The organism is Pseudomonas phytophila, assembly GCF_025643095.1.
Classification (GTDB): Bacteria; Pseudomonadota; Gammaproteobacteria; order Pseudomonadales; family Pseudomonadaceae; genus Aquipseudomonas; species Aquipseudomonas quasicaspiana.
Genome location: NZ_CP081201.1, coordinates 978,505 through 996,622 on the forward strand (window position 1 = coordinate 978,505; position 18,118 = coordinate 996,622).

The 18,118-nt window shown below is 58.8% G+C and carries 11 protein-coding genes; 7 read left to right on the forward strand and 4 right to left on the reverse strand.

Annotated features, from left to right (window positions below; all coding sequences use genetic code 11):
• Positions 1 to 240 precede the first annotated feature (240 nt).
• The 5 genes from K3169_RS04175 (at position 241) to K3169_RS04195 (ending at position 6,424) form a co-directional block, all read left to right on the forward strand.
• Positions 241 to 1,320: a DUF2333 family protein gene (locus tag K3169_RS04175; RefSeq protein ID WP_122708695.1), complete on the forward strand. Its 1,080-nt coding sequence runs from the start codon at positions 241 to 243 to the stop codon at positions 1,318 to 1,320.
• A 3-nt stretch (positions 1,321 to 1,323) separates the two neighbouring features.
• The gene (locus tag K3169_RS04180) at positions 1,324 to 1,860 is read left to right on the forward strand and encodes an NUDIX hydrolase (RefSeq protein ID WP_263270120.1); all 537 of its coding nucleotides are present in this window, start codon (positions 1,324 to 1,326) and stop codon (positions 1,858 to 1,860) included.
• A gap of 380 nt (positions 1,861 to 2,240) precedes the next feature.
• On the forward strand, positions 2,241 to 2,612 hold the full coding sequence (locus K3169_RS04185; RefSeq protein WP_027901373.1) for a translation initiation factor Sui1: 372 nt from the start codon (positions 2,241 to 2,243) through the stop codon (positions 2,610 to 2,612).
• A gap of 147 nt (positions 2,613 to 2,759) precedes the next feature.
• Entirely contained in the window at positions 2,760 to 4,673 is a 1,914-nt protein-coding gene (speA, locus tag K3169_RS04190) for an arginine decarboxylase (protein WP_027901374.1), read from the forward strand.
• Positions 4,674 to 5,014: 341 nt separating this feature from the next.
• Positions 5,015 to 6,424: a contractile injection system protein, VgrG/Pvc8 family gene (locus K3169_RS04195; protein WP_263270124.1), complete on the forward strand. Its 1,410-nt coding sequence runs from the start codon at positions 5,015 to 5,017 to the stop codon at positions 6,422 to 6,424.
• Here the strand turns inward: K3169_RS04195 and K3169_RS04200 are convergent.
• Entirely contained in the window at positions 6,396 to 7,754 is a 1,359-nt protein-coding gene (locus tag K3169_RS04200; RefSeq protein WP_263270126.1) for an MATE family efflux transporter, read from the reverse strand. The genes K3169_RS04195 and K3169_RS04200 overlap by 29 nt on opposite strands.
• 591 nt (positions 7,755 to 8,345) lie before the next feature.
• Here K3169_RS04200 and K3169_RS04205 point away from each other — a divergent pair.
• Positions 8,346 to 13,286, forward strand: coding sequence for an alpha-2-macroglobulin family protein (locus K3169_RS04205; RefSeq protein WP_263270128.1), 4,941 nt, complete (start codon positions 8,346 to 8,348; stop codon positions 13,284 to 13,286).
• 114 nt (positions 13,287 to 13,400) lie between these two features.
• On the opposite strand, the gene K3169_RS04210 is transcribed toward K3169_RS04205, so the two are convergent.
• Positions 13,401 to 13,694: a hypothetical protein gene (locus K3169_RS04210; protein WP_027898425.1), complete on the reverse strand. Its 294-nt coding sequence runs from the start codon at positions 13,692 to 13,694 to the stop codon at positions 13,401 to 13,403.
• A gap of 242 nt (positions 13,695 to 13,936) precedes the next feature.
• Here K3169_RS04210 and pbpC point away from each other — a divergent pair, with 242 nt between their 5' ends.
• Complete coding sequence (pbpC, locus tag K3169_RS04215; protein WP_263270131.1) at positions 13,937 to 16,252, forward strand: peptidoglycan glycosyltransferase PbpC; 2,316 nt, start codon at positions 13,937 to 13,939, stop codon at positions 16,250 to 16,252.
• Between the two features lie 10 nt (positions 16,253 to 16,262).
• Here the strand turns inward: pbpC and K3169_RS04220 are convergent, their stop codons facing one another.
• Both K3169_RS04220 and K3169_RS04225 read right to left on the reverse strand, forming a co-directional pair.
• Entirely contained in the window at positions 16,263 to 17,036 is a 774-nt protein-coding gene (locus K3169_RS04220) for a response regulator transcription factor (protein ID WP_263270133.1), read from the reverse strand.
• A 519-nt stretch (positions 17,037 to 17,555) separates the two neighbouring features.
• The gene (locus K3169_RS04225) at positions 17,556 to 18,113 is read right to left on the reverse strand and encodes a DUF4136 domain-containing protein (RefSeq protein ID WP_027898422.1); all 558 of its coding nucleotides are present in this window, start codon (positions 18,111 to 18,113) and stop codon (positions 17,556 to 17,558) included.
• Positions 18,114 to 18,118: the final 5 nt, after the last annotated feature.

Below are 18,118 nucleotides of genomic sequence, written 5' to 3' on the forward strand. Positions count from 1 at the left end.
TTCTGCTTTTGTTGTGGTTGTTTCATAGGCAACAACACCAACCCCTGTAGGAGCTGCCGAAGGCTGCGATGGCGGTGTTTCAGGAGGATTGCGTTCGCAGCCTTCGGCTACTCCTACAGATTTTGCATTTGCTGGGTGACCATCCTCAACAAAACCTCCCACCCTGACATACCTGCAAAAGGCACCTTGCTGTAAGGTTGCGGTCAGAGCACTGAACCCCGTGATTGAAAGGACATAGCCATGCTGGATTGGAAGAACCGCGCAGGCAGCGCGAAAGAGCGCGTCGATGAACCGGCTTCGGTCAAGCGCCGCGGGTACCTGGGAGGGCTGTTTTACAGCCGTGCGCTGGGTGCCGTGGTTGCGATTTACCTGGTGGTCACCCTGCTGATCGGCTGGTACTGGAGCAGTGAACCGGCGTTGTTCCCCGTCCAGCAAAATGCTCAGGCTGCGGCCGAGCGTGAAGGCAAGCAGATGGTGATTGGCTACACCACTGTCGAAACCCTTAAGACCGTTGTAAACACTCTGCTTGAAAAGCGTGGCGGTTACCTGTCCAACGACCGCTTCCCGCCTGGTCTGTGGCTGGACAATATTCCTAGCTGGGAATACGGCGTGATGTTCCAGGTGCGAGACTTGAGCCGTGCCATGCGTAAGGATTTTTCCCGTTCGCAGTCGCAATCGGCTGAAGACGGTGATCTGGCCCGCGCTGAGCCGCTGTTCAACTTCAGCAACAACAGTTGGATTCTGCCTTCCAGTGAGTCCCAGTACCGCGAAGGTATTGCGGCACTGAATCGTTACGAAGCGCGTCTGTCCGACCCGAATTCAAAAACTGCGCTGTTCTATGCGCGTGCTGACAACCTCAGCAACTGGCTGGGCGACGTCAACACCCGTCTGGGTTCGCTGTCGCAGCGTCTTTCGGCCAGCGTTGGCCGTGTGAAACTCAACAGCACCTTGAAAACCGAAGCAATGGTTGCCGTGAAGCCGGGCGAAGTGCCGCAGGTTGACGAAGAAATCGTTGAGACGCCATGGCTGAAAATCGACGACGTGTTCTACGAAGCACGCGGTCAGGCTTGGGCGCTGTCGCACTTGCTGCGCGCCATCGAAGTTGATTTTGCCGACGTACTGGCCAAGAAAAACGCCACCGTCAGCGTGCGTCAGATCATTCGTGAGCTGGAAGCTTCGCAAGAACCGCTGTGGAGTCCGATGGTGCTCAACGGGAGCGCGTTCGGTGTGTTGTCTAACCACTCGCTGGTCATGGCTAACTATATTTCCCGCGCTAACGCCGCTGTGATCGACCTTCGTCAACTGCTGTCCCAGGGCTGATCGATGTCGTTCTCATCCACCGAGGCTGCGCACCGCGCCGCCTCGGACGCTGAACTGATCGCCTGGGTTGACGAGCTGGATCAGCCACTCGGGGGCATGGTCCGCTCGCAATTGCGTGAAGCCGGTCTGATCGGGCGTGGCACTTATATTCTGCTGTTCAATTCCGCAGGCGAGTTGTGTGTGCATCGCCGTACCCTGAGCAAAGCCATTTATCCCGGCTACTGGGATGTGGCGGCAGGCGGTATGGTGCAAGCAGACGAGAGCTACGCCGAGTCAGCTGCACGGGAGCTGGCTGAGGAATTGGGCGTCAGTGGCGTGCCTCTTACCGAACATGAGCATTTTTTCTTCGACCAACCGGGCAACCGGCTCTGGTGCGCGGTGTTCTCGGCGGTCTGGGACGGGCCTTTGACGTTACAGCCCGAAGAGGTGCTGGAGGCGCATTTCATTCCTGTGGATGAAGCCCTGCGCGAAGCCGAACAAAAGCCGTATTGCCCGGACTCGGTGGCGGCGTTGAAGCGGTATCTCGAGAGTGGTCTGTAGTTCCTGCGCAAGATTCTATGTCTGCCTGGATATTTCTTTGTGCTTGAACCAACGCTATCGCGAGCAAGCTCACTCCTACAGACGACCACAAACACCTGTAGGAGTGAGCTTGCTCGCGATAGCGTCGGCTCATGTCACATAGAATCTCAGACAAAACACAGTCATTTCCAAGGCGGCGAGTTGACGGCCACGTCGCAAATGTTGAGTAAATTGGCGCACATTGGCCCTTAGCAACGGGGCTTTTTGCCGTTACACTGCGCGACCTTTTCAAGCTGGCCGGGGTTTTCCGTCCAGCTGCGCTGCCCCTGCCTGAGTGGGGCTTCGCGGTCGACCCTTTATGGATGTCGACCAATCTTCAGTCCTCAACAAGAGGATTTGCGGTGGCTAAAAAAGCCTCATCCTTCGCCGCCCTGGGTGGCCTGGTATTTTCCACCGACGCGGGACGGCATTGTCCCGACTGTCGTCAGCCCGTTGATGCCTGCATCTGCAAACAGACGCTTATTCCCGAAGGGGATGGTATCGCCCGTGTGCGCCGCGAAAGCAAAGGCCGTGGCGGTAAAACGGTGACGACTATCACCGGCGTGCCATTGCCTGAAGACGGCCTCAAGGATCTGGCCAAAACCCTCAAGCAACGATGCGGCACCGGCGGAGCGCTCAAGGACGGGGTGATCGAGATTCAGGGCGATCACGTCGAACTGCTGTTGGCCGAGCTGATCAAGCAGGGCTTCAAGGCGAAGAAATCCGGCGGCTGATGGCACGGCGGACCGCATGCAAACTCTGGCTTGCATCGCGGGTCTATTCTCCATCAGTGCCTGGCACCAAACCGTCACTTGCACTCTTTACACTGCGCCCAGCCTGTCTATGGCTGGCGCTACCTGACTTTTTTATAGGGGACTTCGATGTCCGTACGACGCACACGTAAAGACGATGGCAGCCAATGGACCGTTGCGGATAGCCGCAGCGTCTACGGGATCCGCCATTGGGGCGCTGGTTATTTCGCGATCAATGAAGCGGGTCGTGTAGAAGTTCGTCCGAACGGGCCGGGCAGTTCGCCTATCGATCTTTACGAGCAGGTCGACCACTTGCGCAAGAGCGGGCTGAGCCTGCCGCTGCTGGTGCGTTTTCCCGATATTCTGCAAGACCGCGTACGTCAGCTGACCGGCGCGTTCGACGCCAACATTGCGCGTCTGGAGTACCAGAGCCAGTACACCGCGTTGTACCCGATCAAGGTGAACCAGCAGGAGGCTGTGGTTGAAAACATCATCGCCACCCAGAACGTGTCCATCGGTCTGGAAGCCGGTTCCAAGCCGGAGCTGATGGCGGTGCTGGCACTGGCTCCGAAAGGCGGCACCATCGTGTGCAACGGTTACAAGGACCGTGAGTTCATCCGTCTGGCGCTGATGGGCCAGAAGCTCGGCCACAACGTGTTCATCGTGATTGAGAAAGAATCCGAAGTTGAACTGGTTATCGAAGAAGCCGCCGAGCTCAAAGTCGCGCCGCAGGTGGGCTTGCGTGTTCGTCTGTCGTCCCTGGCTTCCAGCAAATGGGCCGATACCGGTGGTGAAAAATCCAAGTTCGGTCTGTCCGCTGCACAGTTGCTGTCGGTCGTTGATCGCTTCCGCAAAGCGGGTCTGGATCAGGGCATCCGGTTGCTACACTTCCATATGGGTTCGCAGATCGCCAACCTTGCCGACTATCAGCACGGTTTCAAGGAAGCGATTCGTTACTACGGTGAACTGCGCAACCTCGGCCTGCCGGTGGATCACATCGACGTGGGCGGCGGTCTGGGCGTCGATTACGACGGCACTCACTCGCGCAACGCCAGCTCCATCAACTACGACATGGACGATTACGCCGGTGTCGTCGTGGGCATGCTTAAAGAGTTTTGCGACGCGCAGGGCCTGCCGCATCCGCACATTTTCTCCGAAAGCGGCCGCTCGCTGACCGCTCACCATGCAATGCTGGTCATTCAGGTCACCGACGTCGAGAAGCACAACGACGAAGTCCCGGTGATCGAAGACAAGGAAAGCCTGCCGGAAACCCTGCAATGGCTGGTTGATCTGCTCGGCCCGACCGATATCGAAATGGTCACCGAAACCTACTGGCGCGCCACTCACTACATGAGTGACATCGCGACCCAGTACGCCGATGGCAAGATCTCCCTGCCGCAAAAAGCCTTGGGTGAGCAGTGCTACTTCGCCGTTTGCCGTCGCCTGCACAACTCGCTGAAAGCGCGTCAGCGTTCTCATCGTCAGGTGCTGGACGAACTCAACGACAAGCTGGCCGACAAGTACATCTGTAACTTCTCGGTATTCCAGAGTCTGCCGGATACCTGGGCCATCGATCAGGTGCTGCCGATTATTCCGCTGCACCGTCTGAACGAAGAGCCACTGCGTCGTGCTGTGCTGCAAGACCTGACCTGCGACTCTGACGGCAAAATCAATCAGTACGTGGATGAGCAGAGCATCGAAACCAGCCTGCCGGTGCATGGCCTGAACGAAGGCGAGGACTATTTGCTGGGCGTGTTCCTGGTCGGCGCGTATCAGGAAATCCTGGGCGACATGCACAACCTGTTCGGTGATACCGACTCCGTGAACATCTATCAGAACCCGGACGGCAGCGTTTATTCCGCTGGCATCGAGACTCACGACACCATCGAAGACATGCTGCGCTACGTGCACTTGTCGCCGGAAGAACTGATGACCCATTACCGGGACAAAGTCGCCAGCGCCAAAATCACCCCGCGTGAACGCACTTACTTCCTGGACGCATTGCGGTTGGGGCTGACGCGGTCTTCTTACCTTTCCTCCTGATGTGACGTCGGGGCTAACTTGGCGGCTATCCTCTGAGTTGACCCCGGTCCTGTAGGAGCTCACCGAGGTTACGAGGCCAGCGATGGCGGTTTGTCTGACACTCCGCCATCGCTGGCCTCGTAACCTCGGTGAGCTCCTACAGGTCCAGCCTTTGCTGCACGACAGCGTGGCCTTCAAACTAGAGGGCTAAGTCTTCTGTAGCGCATTCGGGCATCGGTTACCTCTTCTCCGCTCCACTTTCCTATTCTTCTGTAGGCAACGTCCTATTCTTCGTTTCGCTCTCTACCCGTCGGATCTTCTCGGCCAGAATCCACGGCCGCGTCCCCGTAGAGAACCCGTCCATGTCTGGCCCCGCTGTCGCCCATCACTTCAATCTGGATATCGCCCCTCTGTTTCGGCGGTTGCAGGTGCTGTCGTTCACTGGAACGGAGGCTATCAGCGAGCCCTTTGTCTTTGAGCTGGAAGTGCTGATCGACGAACCGTATCTGGATCAGCAAAGCCTGATGTATCGCGCCGCCTTCTTGAGTTTTCAAGACGACAAAACAGGTGTGCACGGGCAGATTCACAGCGTCATGCGCAGCCACTTCAAACCGGGTCCCGCGTGTTATCGCCTGTCCATCGGGCCTCGCCTTGCGTGCCTGGGGCAGCGTTATACGCCGCGGGTGTTTCAGCAAATGAGTACGCCACAGATCATCAGTCGTTTGCTGATGGAACATGGTATACGCGAAGACAGCTACCGCTTTGATCTGCGGGCCGAGTACCAAGAGCGCGACTTCTGCGCGCAGTACCGGGAATCCGATTTGCAACTGCTGCAGCGGTTATGCGCGGAAGAGGGCATTCACTACCATTTTCACCATTCCAGAAAAGGCCATGAGCTGGTCTTTGGCGATGGCTTGCGGGTGTTTCGTCGTACCTCGACAGCCAACTATCAGCAGGTGCCAATGCAGGCTGGCGTTATCCGTTTTGCAGTGACGGAAGGTGGCGAGCAATCGGATCGCACGCGCCAGAAGGGCGAAGGTGAAAGCACGCTGCCCTTTGTTTCGGCAGGACACTTGCTACCGCTCATGGGGCTGCCGCAGGAAGAACTGAATCATCTGTGGCTGGTGACGGGCGTGGTGCACCGCGGCTTTGATCCCCGGCAACTGAGCAGCGTGACCACCGTCCAGAAGGGGATGTACATCAATCATTTTCAGGTCGCGCCGTGGGAGTCGGGTTTCAAACCGCCGCCTCTGCCGCGAGCCTGTGTTGCGGCGGTCCAGTGCGCTTATGTAATCGGCGCGGCAGATGAGCTTGTCAGCGCTGACTCCAAAGGACGGGTCAATGTGCAATTTGACTGGAGCTATCCAGGGCAGGGCGGTGAGGGCGGTGACTGTTGGTTGCCGGTGGCTGCGCATCTGAGCAAGACCTTGCGTGGCGGCATGCCGGTGGTGGTGAGTTTTATCGAGGGTGATATGGATCGACCACTGATCAGCGCCTGCGTGTGGCAATCCACGGATGCCATCGCCGATCCACCGCAAGCGTCATCGCCGCCTGAAAAGCTTGAGGTGAATCTGGGGCCCATGACCACTGTAGGTGACAGGTCATGGATCCAGATCGAAGGCGGCTCGCGGATCAGCTATCAGCAAGGCTGCGAATTGTCCTTCACCGTCGGCGACAGTACGCTGAGCATCGACGGCGCAGGGGTAAAGCTGAGCAGCCCGCAAATTCTGCTGACCGCCGGGGTCAGGCCTGATGCTGATCCGGAGCGCTGAACCAGGCCCCGCGCTTGCTCAATTGCCAAGTCACGAACCCCAGGGTCAGCGCCCGCAGCAGCATGAAGAGCAGCAGGGTCAGCCACAGGCCATGGTTGCCGAAGCTTTGCAGCCCATAGGCAAAAGGTGCAACCAGCAGCATATTGACCAGCATGGTGTTGCGCATTTCACGGGCGCGGGTCGCACCAATGAACAAGCCGTCGAGCAGGTAGCTCCAGACCGCCAGCAGTGGCAGCGCGGCCAGATAGGGCAAGTAGATAAACGCTGTCTCGCGTACTTCAACGATGTCGGTCTGCAGGCTTATGAACAGATGGCCTGCGACCATGAACAGCAACGCGAACGCCACGCTGGCGATCAACGACCAACCTCCGGCGACCGTCAGCGAGCGGCGCAATGCGAGCTTGTTTTTGGCCCCGATGGCGTGCCCGCACAGCGCCTCAACTGCATGGGCCAGCCCGTCCAGCGCGTGTGCGGTCAGCAGCAGGCCGTTGAGCAGCAGCGCATTGGCGGCCACCGTGGCATCGCCAAGCCGTGCGCCCTGGACAGTAATCAGAAAAAACACCGATTGCAGCACCAGGCTGCGGATGAAGATATCGCGGTTCACGGACAGTAATGGCCGCCAGTTTTCCCAGCGCTTGAGGGCGGGCCACAGCACCTGGCCCGGCCAGGCGAGCAGGGTTTTCCGGGTCAGTGCCAGACCGAGCAGCGCGCCGGTCCACTCGGCTAAGACCGAAGCACGGGCCGAACCGACTACGCCCCAGTCCAGCCCAAGTACGAACCACAGGTTCAGGGCGATGTTGACCAGGTTGGTGGTCAACAGAATCATCAATGGTGCGCGAGCATTCTGTGTGCCTAGAAACCAGCCGACCAGTGCGTAACCGGCCAAGGCTGCGGGCAAGCCCAGAAGCCGGGTGTGGAAGAACGCTTCAGTCAGTTGTTGCAGGTCGGCGGATGGCTGCATGAGGCTCAACGCCAGATGGCTGAACGGCAGGCCAATCACGCCGAGCAATAGCGCCAGCCCCATCGCCAGCAACAGGCCTTGCAGCAGGATCTGACGTAACGCCGAACCGTCATTGCGCCCGGCAGCCTGGGAGGCAAAGCCGGTGGTGCCCATGCGCAGGAAGCCCATGCTCCAGGCGAGAAAGGTGTACAGCGTCGCACCCACGGCCACGGCACCCAGTTGATGGGCATGGGGCAGATGGCCAATTACCGCGCTGTCGACCAGCGCCACCAGCGGTACGGAGATATTCGACAGAATCATTGGTGCGGCCAGCGCCCAGACGTTGCGATGGGTCGCGCGGTCGCGCCAGTCGTTGAGCAGGTTTGACATGAAAGCTCCCGGACAAGGCGGGCATTGTAGAGTGAACCGAGCCCCAAAAGGTGGTTGAGTGACACAGCACCAACCGGTAGGAGCGAACTTGTTCGCGAGGCGTCATGCCTGATTCACTGCGTAAACCCTTCGCCAACAAGTTGCCTCCTACCTGACACGGCGTCATGCCTGATTCACCGCGTAAACCCTTTCGCCAACAAGTTGCCTCCTACCTGACACAGCGTCATGCCTGATTCACTGCGTAAACCCTTTCGCCAACAAGTTGCCTCCTACCTGACACAGCGTCATGCCTGATTCACCGCGTAAACCCTTCGCCAACAAGTTGCCTCCTACCTGACACGGCGTCATGCCTGATTCACTGCGTAAACCCTTCGGCAACAAGTTGCCTCCCGCCTGACACGGCACCAACCCTCTCGCAGGCAAGCACCGCCCCACACTGAAGCCTGCGACCCTACAATCACTGTCCTCTTTTCCTACGCAGCCCCCTGAGAACAAAGTCTCAAACCGGCTGTCTATTCTCGCGCTCTGACCTCTGCGGTCATTTGCCTGCTATATAGTTACCCTCTCTCAACCTGCCCCGATGAGTGCCCCATGTTTAACAAAGGACTGTTTCTGGCTTGCGCGCTTGTGCTGCTGAGCGCCTGTGATTCTTCTGCTCCGGACAAACCTGCCCCGGCTTCACAGCCTGTCGCGGTGGAGTCGAGCAAGCCCAAGCCAGCGGTGGATCTTCCCGCGTTGAGCAAACGTTACGAGGGCCGCGACCTGACCGTCGTGGACGTTTCGGAGATTCAGGTGGACGGAGCGAGCACCTTGTCGGTGAGCTTTTCCGTGCCACTGGACCCAGAGCAGAAGTTCGCTGAAAAACTGCATCTGGTGGACAGCAAGAATGGCAAGGTCGACGGCGCATGGGAGCTGTCCGACAACCTCATGGAACTGCGTCTGCGGCATCTGGAACCCAAGCGCAAACTGGTTCTGACCATTGATGCCGGTCTCGTCGGCGTCAACAAGGCGAAACTCGCAGCGGAATTCATCAGCCGCCTGGAGACCGCCGACCTGCAACCGACCGTCGGTTTCGCCAGCCGTGGCAGCCTGTTGCCGACTCGCCTGGCTGAGGGTTTGCCGGTCATCGCGCTGAACGTCGACAAGGTCAATGTCGAGTTCTTCCGGGTCAAGTCCGATGCGTTGCCAGCCTTTCTCAGTAGCTGGCGCGGCGGGTCGAGTATCGAGTATTACGAATCCAAAGAGCTATTGGACAAGGCCGATCTGGTTTACGAAGGCCGCTTCGACCTGAACCCGGCGCGCAATACCCGGGAAACCCTTTTGTTGCCGATTGCCGGAATCAAAGCGCTGCAAGGGCCTGGGGTTTATCTGGCGGTAATGCGTGCTTCTGGCACTTATACCTACGCCAACCCCGCCACCCTGTTCACCCTCAGCGACATCGGTTTGTCGGTGCATCGCTACGCCAACCGTCTGGATGCGTTCACCCAAGCGCTGGAGGGCGGCAAAGCCTTGAGCGGAGTTGAGCTGGAGCTTTACGACAGCAATGGCAAAGTTGTGGGTCAGGCGAAAACCGATTCCGCCGGCCATGCCGAATTACCGCTGCCGGCCAAGGCTGCCGTGCTGCTGGCGCATAAAGACGAGCAGACCAGTATGTTGCGTCTGGACAGCTCGGCGCTGGATCTGGCCGAGTTCGACATCACCGGGCCGCAAGCCCACCCGTTGCAGTTCTTCATTTTTGGCCCGCGGGACTTGTATCGTCCGGGGGAGACCGTGCTGCTTAACGGCTTGCTGCGTGATAACGACGGCAAAGACGTAAAACCACAACCGATTACTGTCGAAGTACGTCGACCGGACGAGCAAGTCAGTCGCAAGTTTGTCTGGGAAGCAGACAAGTCCGGCCTGTATCAATATCAGCTGCAACTGGCAGACGAGGCACCTACAGGGCGCTGGCAGCTGGTGTTCGACCTGGGTGACGGCAAGCCCCAGCTGTATGAGTTTCAGGTCGAAGATTTCCTGCCTGAACGACTGGCGCTGGAAATCAAAGGCAGCGAAACACCCATCGCAACGACCGACAACGCGGTATTCGATATCACTGGTCGTTACCTCTACGGTGCTCCGGCGTCTGGCAATAACCTGACCGGTTTGCTCTATGTGAGGCCGTTGCGTGACGCGGTGCCGGGCTTGCCGGGTTATCAGTTTGGTTCGATTACCGAGCCGGAGCTCAAGCAGGATCTGGAGATCGAAGCCAGCACCCTGGACGCACAGGGCAAGCTGAGCCTGGATGTTGAAAGCACATGGTCGAACGCGAAATCGCCGGTGCAGTTGATCCTGCAAGCCAGCCTGCAAGAGTCCGGTGGACGGCCGATCACTCGGCGTCTGGTGCAGCCGGTGTGGCCTGCGGAGCAGATGCCAGGCCTGCGCCCGTTGTTCGGCAGCAGTCCGGGCAGTAACGATGAATACGATGAAGCCAGCGGCATGCCCCAGACCGATGGCGATGGCCCGGTTGAGTTCGAAGTACTGGTCGCCGACTACGCAGGTAACAAGCTGGCCGCCGATAACGTCAAAGTCCGGCTGGTTCGTGAGCGTCGTGACTACTACTGGAACTACTCGGACAGCGAAGGCTGGAGTTATCACTTCAACGAGAAATTCCTCAATCTCAACGAAGAAACCATCAACATCAAGCAAGGCTCAACCGCCAAGGTCACGTTCCCGGTGGAGTGGGGCCCGTACCGGGTTGAAGTCGAAGACCCTCAAACCGGCTTGATCAGCAGCCTGCGTTTCTGGGCGGGTTATCGCTGGCAGGACAACGCTGAAGGCGGGGCGGTGCGTCCCGATCAGGTCAAGCTGGCGCTGGATAAACCGGGTTACAACGATGGCGACACGGCCAAAGTAACGGTCACGCCGCCTGCGGCAGGCAAAGGTTACTTGTTGGTTGAGTCCAGCGACGGGCCGTTGTGGTGGCAAGAGATCGACGTACCTGCCGAGGGCAAGACTTTCGACGTGCCGCTGGACAAGCAATGGGCGCGGCATGATTTGTACGTGAGTGCACTGGTGGTTCGTCCCGGTGAGCGCAAGGCTAACGTCACGCCTAAACGTGCGGTCGGCGTGCTGCATCTGCCGCTGGATCGCTCGCCACGCAAGCTGGCGCTGACCGTGACTGCACCGGAAAAAATGCGCCCCAAACAGCCATTGAAACTCAAGGTTGCGGCGAAAAATGCCGATGGCAGCGTACCGAAAGAAGTACACGTGCTGGTGTCTGCGGTGGACGTGGGCATCCTCAATATCACCCGTTACGCCACGCCGGATCCATTCGCCAGTCTGTTTGGTCGCAAAGAGTACGGTGCGGATCAACTGGATGTTTACGGGCAACTGATCGAAGCCGGTCGCAACCGTCTTGCAAGTCTGGCCTTCGGTGGTGATGCCTTGGCCAAGGGCGGCAAGCGTCCTGATACCTCGGTGACGATCGTGGCGCTGCAAAGTGCGCCGGTGACGCTCAACGAGCAGGGCGAAGGTGAAGTCAGCGTCGACATCCCGGACTTCAATGGCGAGTTGCGCATCATGGCCCAGGCCTGGACCGGTGAGCGCTATGGCATGGCCGAAGCGAAAACCGTAGTGGCCGCGCCGATTATTGCCGAGCTGTCGGCACCGCGTTTCCTTGCCGGTGGTGATCAGACCACGGTAGCGCTGGACCTCTCGAATCTGTCCGGTCAGGCGCAGAAACTCACGGTGCAAGCCACCGCTGAAGGTCAGTTGAGCCTCGCCAATGGCGCGCTCAGCCAGAGCGTGCAACTGGCCCAGGGTCAACGTACAACGTTACGTATTCCGGTGCGTGCCGAGGGCGGGCTGGGGCAGGGTAAGTTCAAAGTCGTGGTAAATGGCTTGGTGTTGCCGGGCGAAAATCTGCCGCCGTTCTCCCGCGAGTGGACTATCGGCGTGCGTCCGGTTTACCCGGCGATGCTCAAACATTACCGCACAACGCTGAACGAGCAGTCGTGGAACCTGCCTGAAGGCGCGCTTGATGCGTTCGAACCTGCCGGTCGCGAAGCCATGCTGTCAGTGTCGAGCCGTCCGCCGCTCAATCTGGGTGAGCAGATTCGCGCCCTGGAAGCCTACCCTTATGGCTGCCTCGAGCAGACCGCCAGCGGGCTTTATCCATCGCTGTATGCGGATGCAGCCACTCTCAAACGCCTGGGTATAAAAGGCGAAGCCGACGCGGTGCGCAAGCGCAAGGTCGAGCTGGGCATCGAGCGGCTGCTGGGTATGCAGCGGCATAACGGCAGCTTCGGGCTATGGAATGCTGATGGCGAGGAAGAATACTGGCTGACGGCTTACGTCACCGACTTCCTGCTGCGTGCCCGTGATCAGGGTTTTGCGGTGCCGCCTGATGCGCTGAAAAAAGCCAACGAGCGCTTGCTGCGTTATCTGCAAGAGCGCAATCAGATCGAAGTCAGTTACAGCCAGAATGCTGAGCACACACGTTTTGCCGTGCAGGCTTACGCAGGACTGGTGTTGTCCCGTAGTCAGCAAGCTCCGCTGGGCGCCTTGCGCAGTCTGTTTGATCGTCGCACCGATGCCCGCTCCGGTTTACCGCTGGTGCAGCTGTCGGTGGCACTGGAGAAGATGGGCGACAAGCCGCGTGCTGATCAAGCCATGCTGGCGGGTCTGGCAGCAGGTCGCAAAGGCAACGAATGGCTGGCTGATTACGGCAGCCCGTTGCGTGATCAGGCGTTGATCCTGGCGCTGCTTGAGGAAAACAATCTGGCCGCTGACAAGCGTGACCAGCGCCTGTTTGCACTTGCCGATGAAGTGGCTGCAAGCCGCTACCTGTCCACTCAGGAGCGCAACGCGCTGTTTCTCGCAGGGCGTGATTTGTTGGGCAAGCCGGAAAGCAAATGGGCGGCGACGCTTCATGCAGGCGCTGAAAGTCGTGAGCTTAATAACGAACAGCCGGGCCTCAAGCTTGACGGGCCACTGCTGGCTTCGCCGATGTCGGTACAGAATCAGGGCAGTGCGACGCTGTATCAGCAGCTTACGCTGTCGGGTTATCCGACTCAGGCACCGGTGGCCGGTGGGGAAAATCTCAGCATCCGTCGTGAGTATCTGGGGCTTGATGGCGAACCTGCCAACCTCAACACGTTGAAAAGCGGCCAGCTATTGCTGGTGCACATCGAGGTCAAAGCTCAGCAACGGGTGCCGGACGCACTGGTTGTGGATTTGCTCCCGGCCGGGCTTGAGCTGGAAAACCAGAATCTGGCGCAAAGCGCTGCCAGCCTGGAAGACGCCAGCGAGTCCGTGAAAGAGTGGCGTCAGTCGATGGAGAATGCCGGTATCAAACATCAGGAATACCGCGGTGACCGCTTCGTTGCTGCGCTGGATTTGAACGGGTACAACACGGTGCACCTGTTGTACCTGGCTCGGGCCGTAACGCCGGGTATCTACCGTGTACCGCCGCCGCAAGTGGAGTCGATGTATCGGCCGAACTGGCAGGCGCTGGGTGAAGCGGCGGCACAGATGGTGGTGAAGGGTAAGTAACTGCGCAAATCCCTGTAGGAGCGCGCTTGCCTGCGACGGCGTCAGATCAGTCAATAAGTTTTCGCCTGATATGCCGCAATCGCGGGCAAGCGCGCTCCTACAGGTTAGGGCGCATCAATGAATAATCCAGCTCAGCAACCACAGGCCCAGCACCAGCCAGATGATGCCCATGATGATTGAAGCGCGCATAAAGGCGCGGATCGCCGAGTACAGGAACAGTAAACCGACGATCAACGCCAGGATGCTGACCAGTGAAGTGTCCATGCCCAAGGTGCGGGACAACCCATCAACAAAATTTCCGCCTGCGCTGGCGAAGAGATTGAAGAACCATTCCAGTCCATCGACGATAAAGCGGATGACAGCGCCGAGCGCCTGGCCCAGCCATTCGAAAAAGCTTTCTACCTGCATATGTGCGTCCTGATGAAGGTCATGGGAAAAGGCGACTGTTCGCTTTGGCTATCAATTGGCACGGCGAGTTCCGTGGAGTGTAAGGGCGTTTGGCCTTGTCGTCCCAGGTTGAGGCTGATTGTACGCAGTAACTGTGGGAGCGAATTCATTCGCGAATCGGTATTTCTGTCATGAAGATGCCGAGTCTGCAAAAGCCTTCGCGAATAAATTCGCTCCCACAGGGCTATGCAGTAGCCCGCAAGATGGGTCTCTGGCTTATTGCCGGGTTGGCTTTGATCATCACCCTGCTCTGGCTCGCCGACCGCATCTGGCCGCTGCCATTACCCAAAGACGACCTCGCGCGCGTGGTGCTGGCCGAAGACGGGACGCCGCTTTGGCGTTTCGCCGATGCTGACGGGGTATGGCGTTATCCGGTGTCGATCAATCAGGTATCGCCGTACTACATCCAGGCAGTGCTGACTTACGAAGATCGCTGGTTTTACAGCCATCCCGGGGTCAATCCGCTCTCGCTGGTGCGGGCGACGTGGCAGAACCTCAAGGGTGCGCGGGTAGTGTCGGGCGGCAGTACGTTGTCGATGCAGGTCGCGCGGTTGCTCGACCCGCATGCGCGAACTCTGCCCGGCAAGGTGCGACAACTGTGGCGCACGATGCAGCTGGAATGGCACCTGTCCAAGGATGAGATTCTTGCCATCTATCTCAATCGCGCGCCGTTTGGCGGCACCTTGCAGGGTGTTGCCGCTGCCAGTTGGGCCTATCTGGGTAAATCTCCGCAACAATTGACCCGCTCCGAAGCGGCAATGTTGGCGGTGTTGCCCCAAGCGCCGAGTCGCCTGCGGCCTGATCGTCATCCACAACGGGCGCAGGTTGCACGGGACAAGGTCCTCAAACGTCTGGCGCAATTTCAGGTCTGGCCGCAACGGGCAGTAGATGAGGCTCTGGAGGAGCCGTTATTGCTGGCCCCGCGTCAGGAGCCAAGCCTCGCTCCACTGCTGGCGCGGCGTTTGAACCGGCCCGACAGCCCGCCGTTGATTCGCACTACGCTGGATGCCGGACTACAGCGTCGTCTTGAAGATCTGCTGCTGGGCTGGCGTGCCCGATTGCCGGAGCGCACCTCGGCGGCGATCCTGGTGGTCGAGGCGCAAAACATGGCGGTACGCGCATACGTTGGTTCGGTGGACATCAACGATGCCAAACGTTTTGGCCATGTGGACATGATCAGCGCCCTGCGTTCGCCTGGTTCGACCCTCAAACCGTTCCTTTACGGGCTGTCGATGGATGCGGGGCTGATCCATTCGGAATCCCTGATGCAGGACGTACCACGCCATTACGGTGATTACCGGCCAGGTAATTTTGCGGCGGGGTTCAGCGGGGCGGTGGCCGCCAGTTCAGCGTTGTCGATGTCCCTCAACTTGCCCGCGGTACAACTACTGGAAGCCTACGGACCGAAACGTTTTGCCGCCGAGTTGCGCAACGGCGGCGTGCCGTTGACCCTGCCGCCGCTGGCCGAACCCAATCTGGCGATGATCCTCGGCGGCGTCGGTAGCCGTCTGGAAGACCTGGTCGGTGGTTACAGCGCTTTCGCGCGTGGCGGGCGTAGCGCTGATATCCGCCTGCAACCCGATGCGCCGCTGCGGGAACGACGCATGATGTCACCCGGCGCGGCGTGGATTATTCGCAAGATACTCAGTGGCCAGTCGCGCCCGGATCTCGATCCTCATGCAGAGCTGGTGCAGCGGCCACAGCTGGCCTGGAAGACCGGCACCAGTTACGGTTTTCGTGACGCCTGGGCTATTGGTGTCGGGCCGCGTTTTCTGGTCGGGGTGTGGATCGGTCGTCCCGACGGCACGCCGGTGCCGGGGCAGTTTGGCCTGGCTTCGGCCGCACCTTTGATGTTGCAGGTTCATGACGTGCTGGCCAATAGAGACAGTCAGCGAGGTATCACCGCGCCGATTCAGCCAGTCCCGTCGAGCGTGGGCGTGGCAGCGATCTGTTGGCCGTTGGGCCAGCCCATGAGGAAGAACGATCCGAATTGTCGCAGGCAGCGGTTTGCCTGGACACTGGAAGGCACCACGCCGCCAACCTTGCAGGCCATTGATCAGCCGTTGGGTCTGGGATTGCAGGAAAAAATCTGGGTCAATACTCAGGGCTTGCGGGTTGGGGCGGGTTGTCCAGGGGCGAAGGCGCAGGATCTGATTCTATGGCCCGCCGCCCTGGAACCCTGGCTGGCGCGTGACGAACGCCGGGAAGCACGCTTGCCCGCAGTCGATCCTACATGCCCGCCTCAAGGTCTGAATCTGGCGCCGCCCCTGTCGATCGTCGGCGTTCGCGAGGGCGATCATCTGCGCTTGCCGGCGGGCAGTCGTCAGGCGCTGCGCCTGAATCTTTCCGCCTTGGGCGGCAGTGGTCGTCGCTGGTGGTTTGTCGATGGCGTGCCGATGGCCGACACCGACAATCAGGCCCATTTCAGCCCGACCCTCACACGCCTCGGTCGTTATGAGCTAAGCGTGCTGGATGAAAGCGGTCAGACTGCACGGGTTGTGTTTGATACCGTCGATTGAGCGACAGACATCAATGAGCCGTGTCCCGTTGCCGACTTGCCCCGCTCGGCGACATGGCCAATGCCAGTTGCGTGCGGTTATGCATGTGGGTCAGGCGCAGCACTTGCGACACGTACAGTTTGACGGTGTTCTCAGTGATGCCCAGCTTGCAGCCGATCTGATAGTTGGTATGACCTTTGGCGACCAGCTTGGCTACGTCTTGCTGGCGAGGGGAGAGGGGGGCGAAGAGCATCGACAGGTCCATCTCGCTCTCGATGTCTTCCTCGGCACGGGCAGTGGTCAGTCGCGGACGACGTAGCTGGTCCAGATCTTCATAAAGACCATCAATGGACGCGGCAAGAAACCGCAGCTTTTCGTTGAGTTCACCCAGTTGGCGGTAGCTCTTTTGCCGTTCATGCAGCACGGCTTCCTGGCGCTGGACGCCTTCGAGCACCTCACGGAGATTCACCGGCTTCTGAAAGTAATCAGCAACGCCGGCACGCAGGGCTTTGATCACATCCTGTTTGTCGTCGTTGACGGTCAGGACGATGGTTTCGAATACCCGCTTTTTACCGGCGGCCAGCTTGAGCGCCTGAACCAGCTCAAGGCCGTCGGGTGCTTGCATATTCAGCTCGCAAAGGACGATGCCGATTGCAGGATCGTTGCGAAATTGTTCGAGTGCTTCTTTGCTTGAATAACTGCCAGTGCATTCGTAGCCGTTGCTTTGTAGAAAACCGCTTAGCTCGTTTACAACGGAAGGCTGGTCGTCGACGACTAGTACTTTCACTGAAGAATTTATGTTCACGCGCTACTCCCTGTCTGCGAAATACAAAGCGTTGTCAGAGTCAAAACTCACGCTTTATCGATACGATCTAAGGTCACGTGTTCCCTGAGACCTTTACTACCGTAGTCAGACTTTCGCGTTATGTACATAGTGTTAAGCATTGTTTGCGACTAGTGGGCGGCTTCTTTGGGGGCATTGGCGGTACTCGTTAACGCAATGCGTATGCCTCCAGGTAACACGGACCCTGTAGGAGTGAGCTTGCTCGCGATTTGGTTTTCTGATTGAAGAATTTATCGCCGGAACTGACGCGATCGCGAGCAAGCTCACTCCTACAGGCCCGGTGTGGAGCGAACTATTGCGATATTGAAGCCGAAAGTTTGCCGTCTGCAGTCGACGTATTTGAGCGTTAAAAAAGTTTTTTGACGTTTAATCGTTTTTCGAGCACGGGAAGATTTAACACATTGAAGTCGCAGGTACTTACTTCTTATACCTATTTAAAAAGGGGCCATTATTGTCGGCCCCTCAACTAACGACCGCCATTTAACGGGGCGGATATTGCTCCAGAATCTTCGCCACTGTCTGGCGAATAGCCGTTTCACGAGCATTTGGGGCGTTGTCCTGATTGAGGATGCGCTCCGTGCTGCCGCGCCAGACCAGCTTGCCGTCCTTGCCGTCGAACAGGTCGATCTGCAGGGTTGTGACCTTGTAGTCCACGCTGCGGGTTTCGGTCATCGGTGCGTTCCAGTAACCGTAACCTCCCCAAGGGCCCCAGCCTCCGCCGTAATTGGTACTGACCAGTTGCTGGCGGTTTTCCATGATCAGCCAGGCTTGAACCTTCAGATCACCATTGGCACCTGCCGGGGCCATGCGCAAGCCGCGCTGGTCGAGCTGTTCGCCAATCGACTGGCGAATACGCTGGTCGGTGAGATCGCTCTTGATCCGTGGATCATCAGGCTGGTACTGCACGCCGGGCTCCTTCCAGCTCCAGCTGCGGTAGCCGCCAAAATCACGACTGGCGTCGAAGTCACGATTGATCTGGTTGGTTTGGCAGGCACTGAGCAGCACCAGCAGGGACAGCAGAGCAAGGCGGCGAAACATGGCAG

Bases quoted from the DNA above. Each gene is read 5' to 3' on its own strand.
- K3169_RS04175 (WP_122708695.1), top strand. From the start codon at position 241: ATGCTGGATTGGAAGAACCGCGCAGGCAGCGCGAAAGAGCGCGTCGAT.
- K3169_RS04180 (WP_263270120.1), top strand. From the start codon at position 1,324: ATGTCGTTCTCATCCACCGAGGCTGCGCACCGCGCCGCCTCGGACGCT.
- speA (WP_027901374.1), top strand. From the start codon at position 2,760: ATGTCCGTACGACGCACACGTAAAGACGATGGCAGCCAATGGACCGTT.
- K3169_RS04195 (WP_263270124.1), top strand. From the start codon at position 5,015: ATGTCTGGCCCCGCTGTCGCCCATCACTTCAATCTGGATATCGCCCCT.
- K3169_RS04200 (WP_263270126.1), bottom strand. From the start codon at position 7,754: ATGTCAAACCTGCTCAACGACTGGCGCGACCGCGCGACCCATCGCAAC.
- K3169_RS04205 (WP_263270128.1), top strand. From the start codon at position 8,346: ATGTTTAACAAAGGACTGTTTCTGGCTTGCGCGCTTGTGCTGCTGAGC.
- K3169_RS04210 (WP_027898425.1), bottom strand. From the start codon at position 13,694: ATGCAGGTAGAAAGCTTTTTCGAATGGCTGGGCCAGGCGCTCGGCGCT.
- pbpC (WP_263270131.1), top strand. From the start codon at position 13,937: ATGGGTCTCTGGCTTATTGCCGGGTTGGCTTTGATCATCACCCTGCTC.
- K3169_RS04225 (WP_027898422.1), bottom strand. From the start codon at position 18,113: ATGTTTCGCCGCCTTGCTCTGCTGTCCCTGCTGGTGCTGCTCAGTGCC.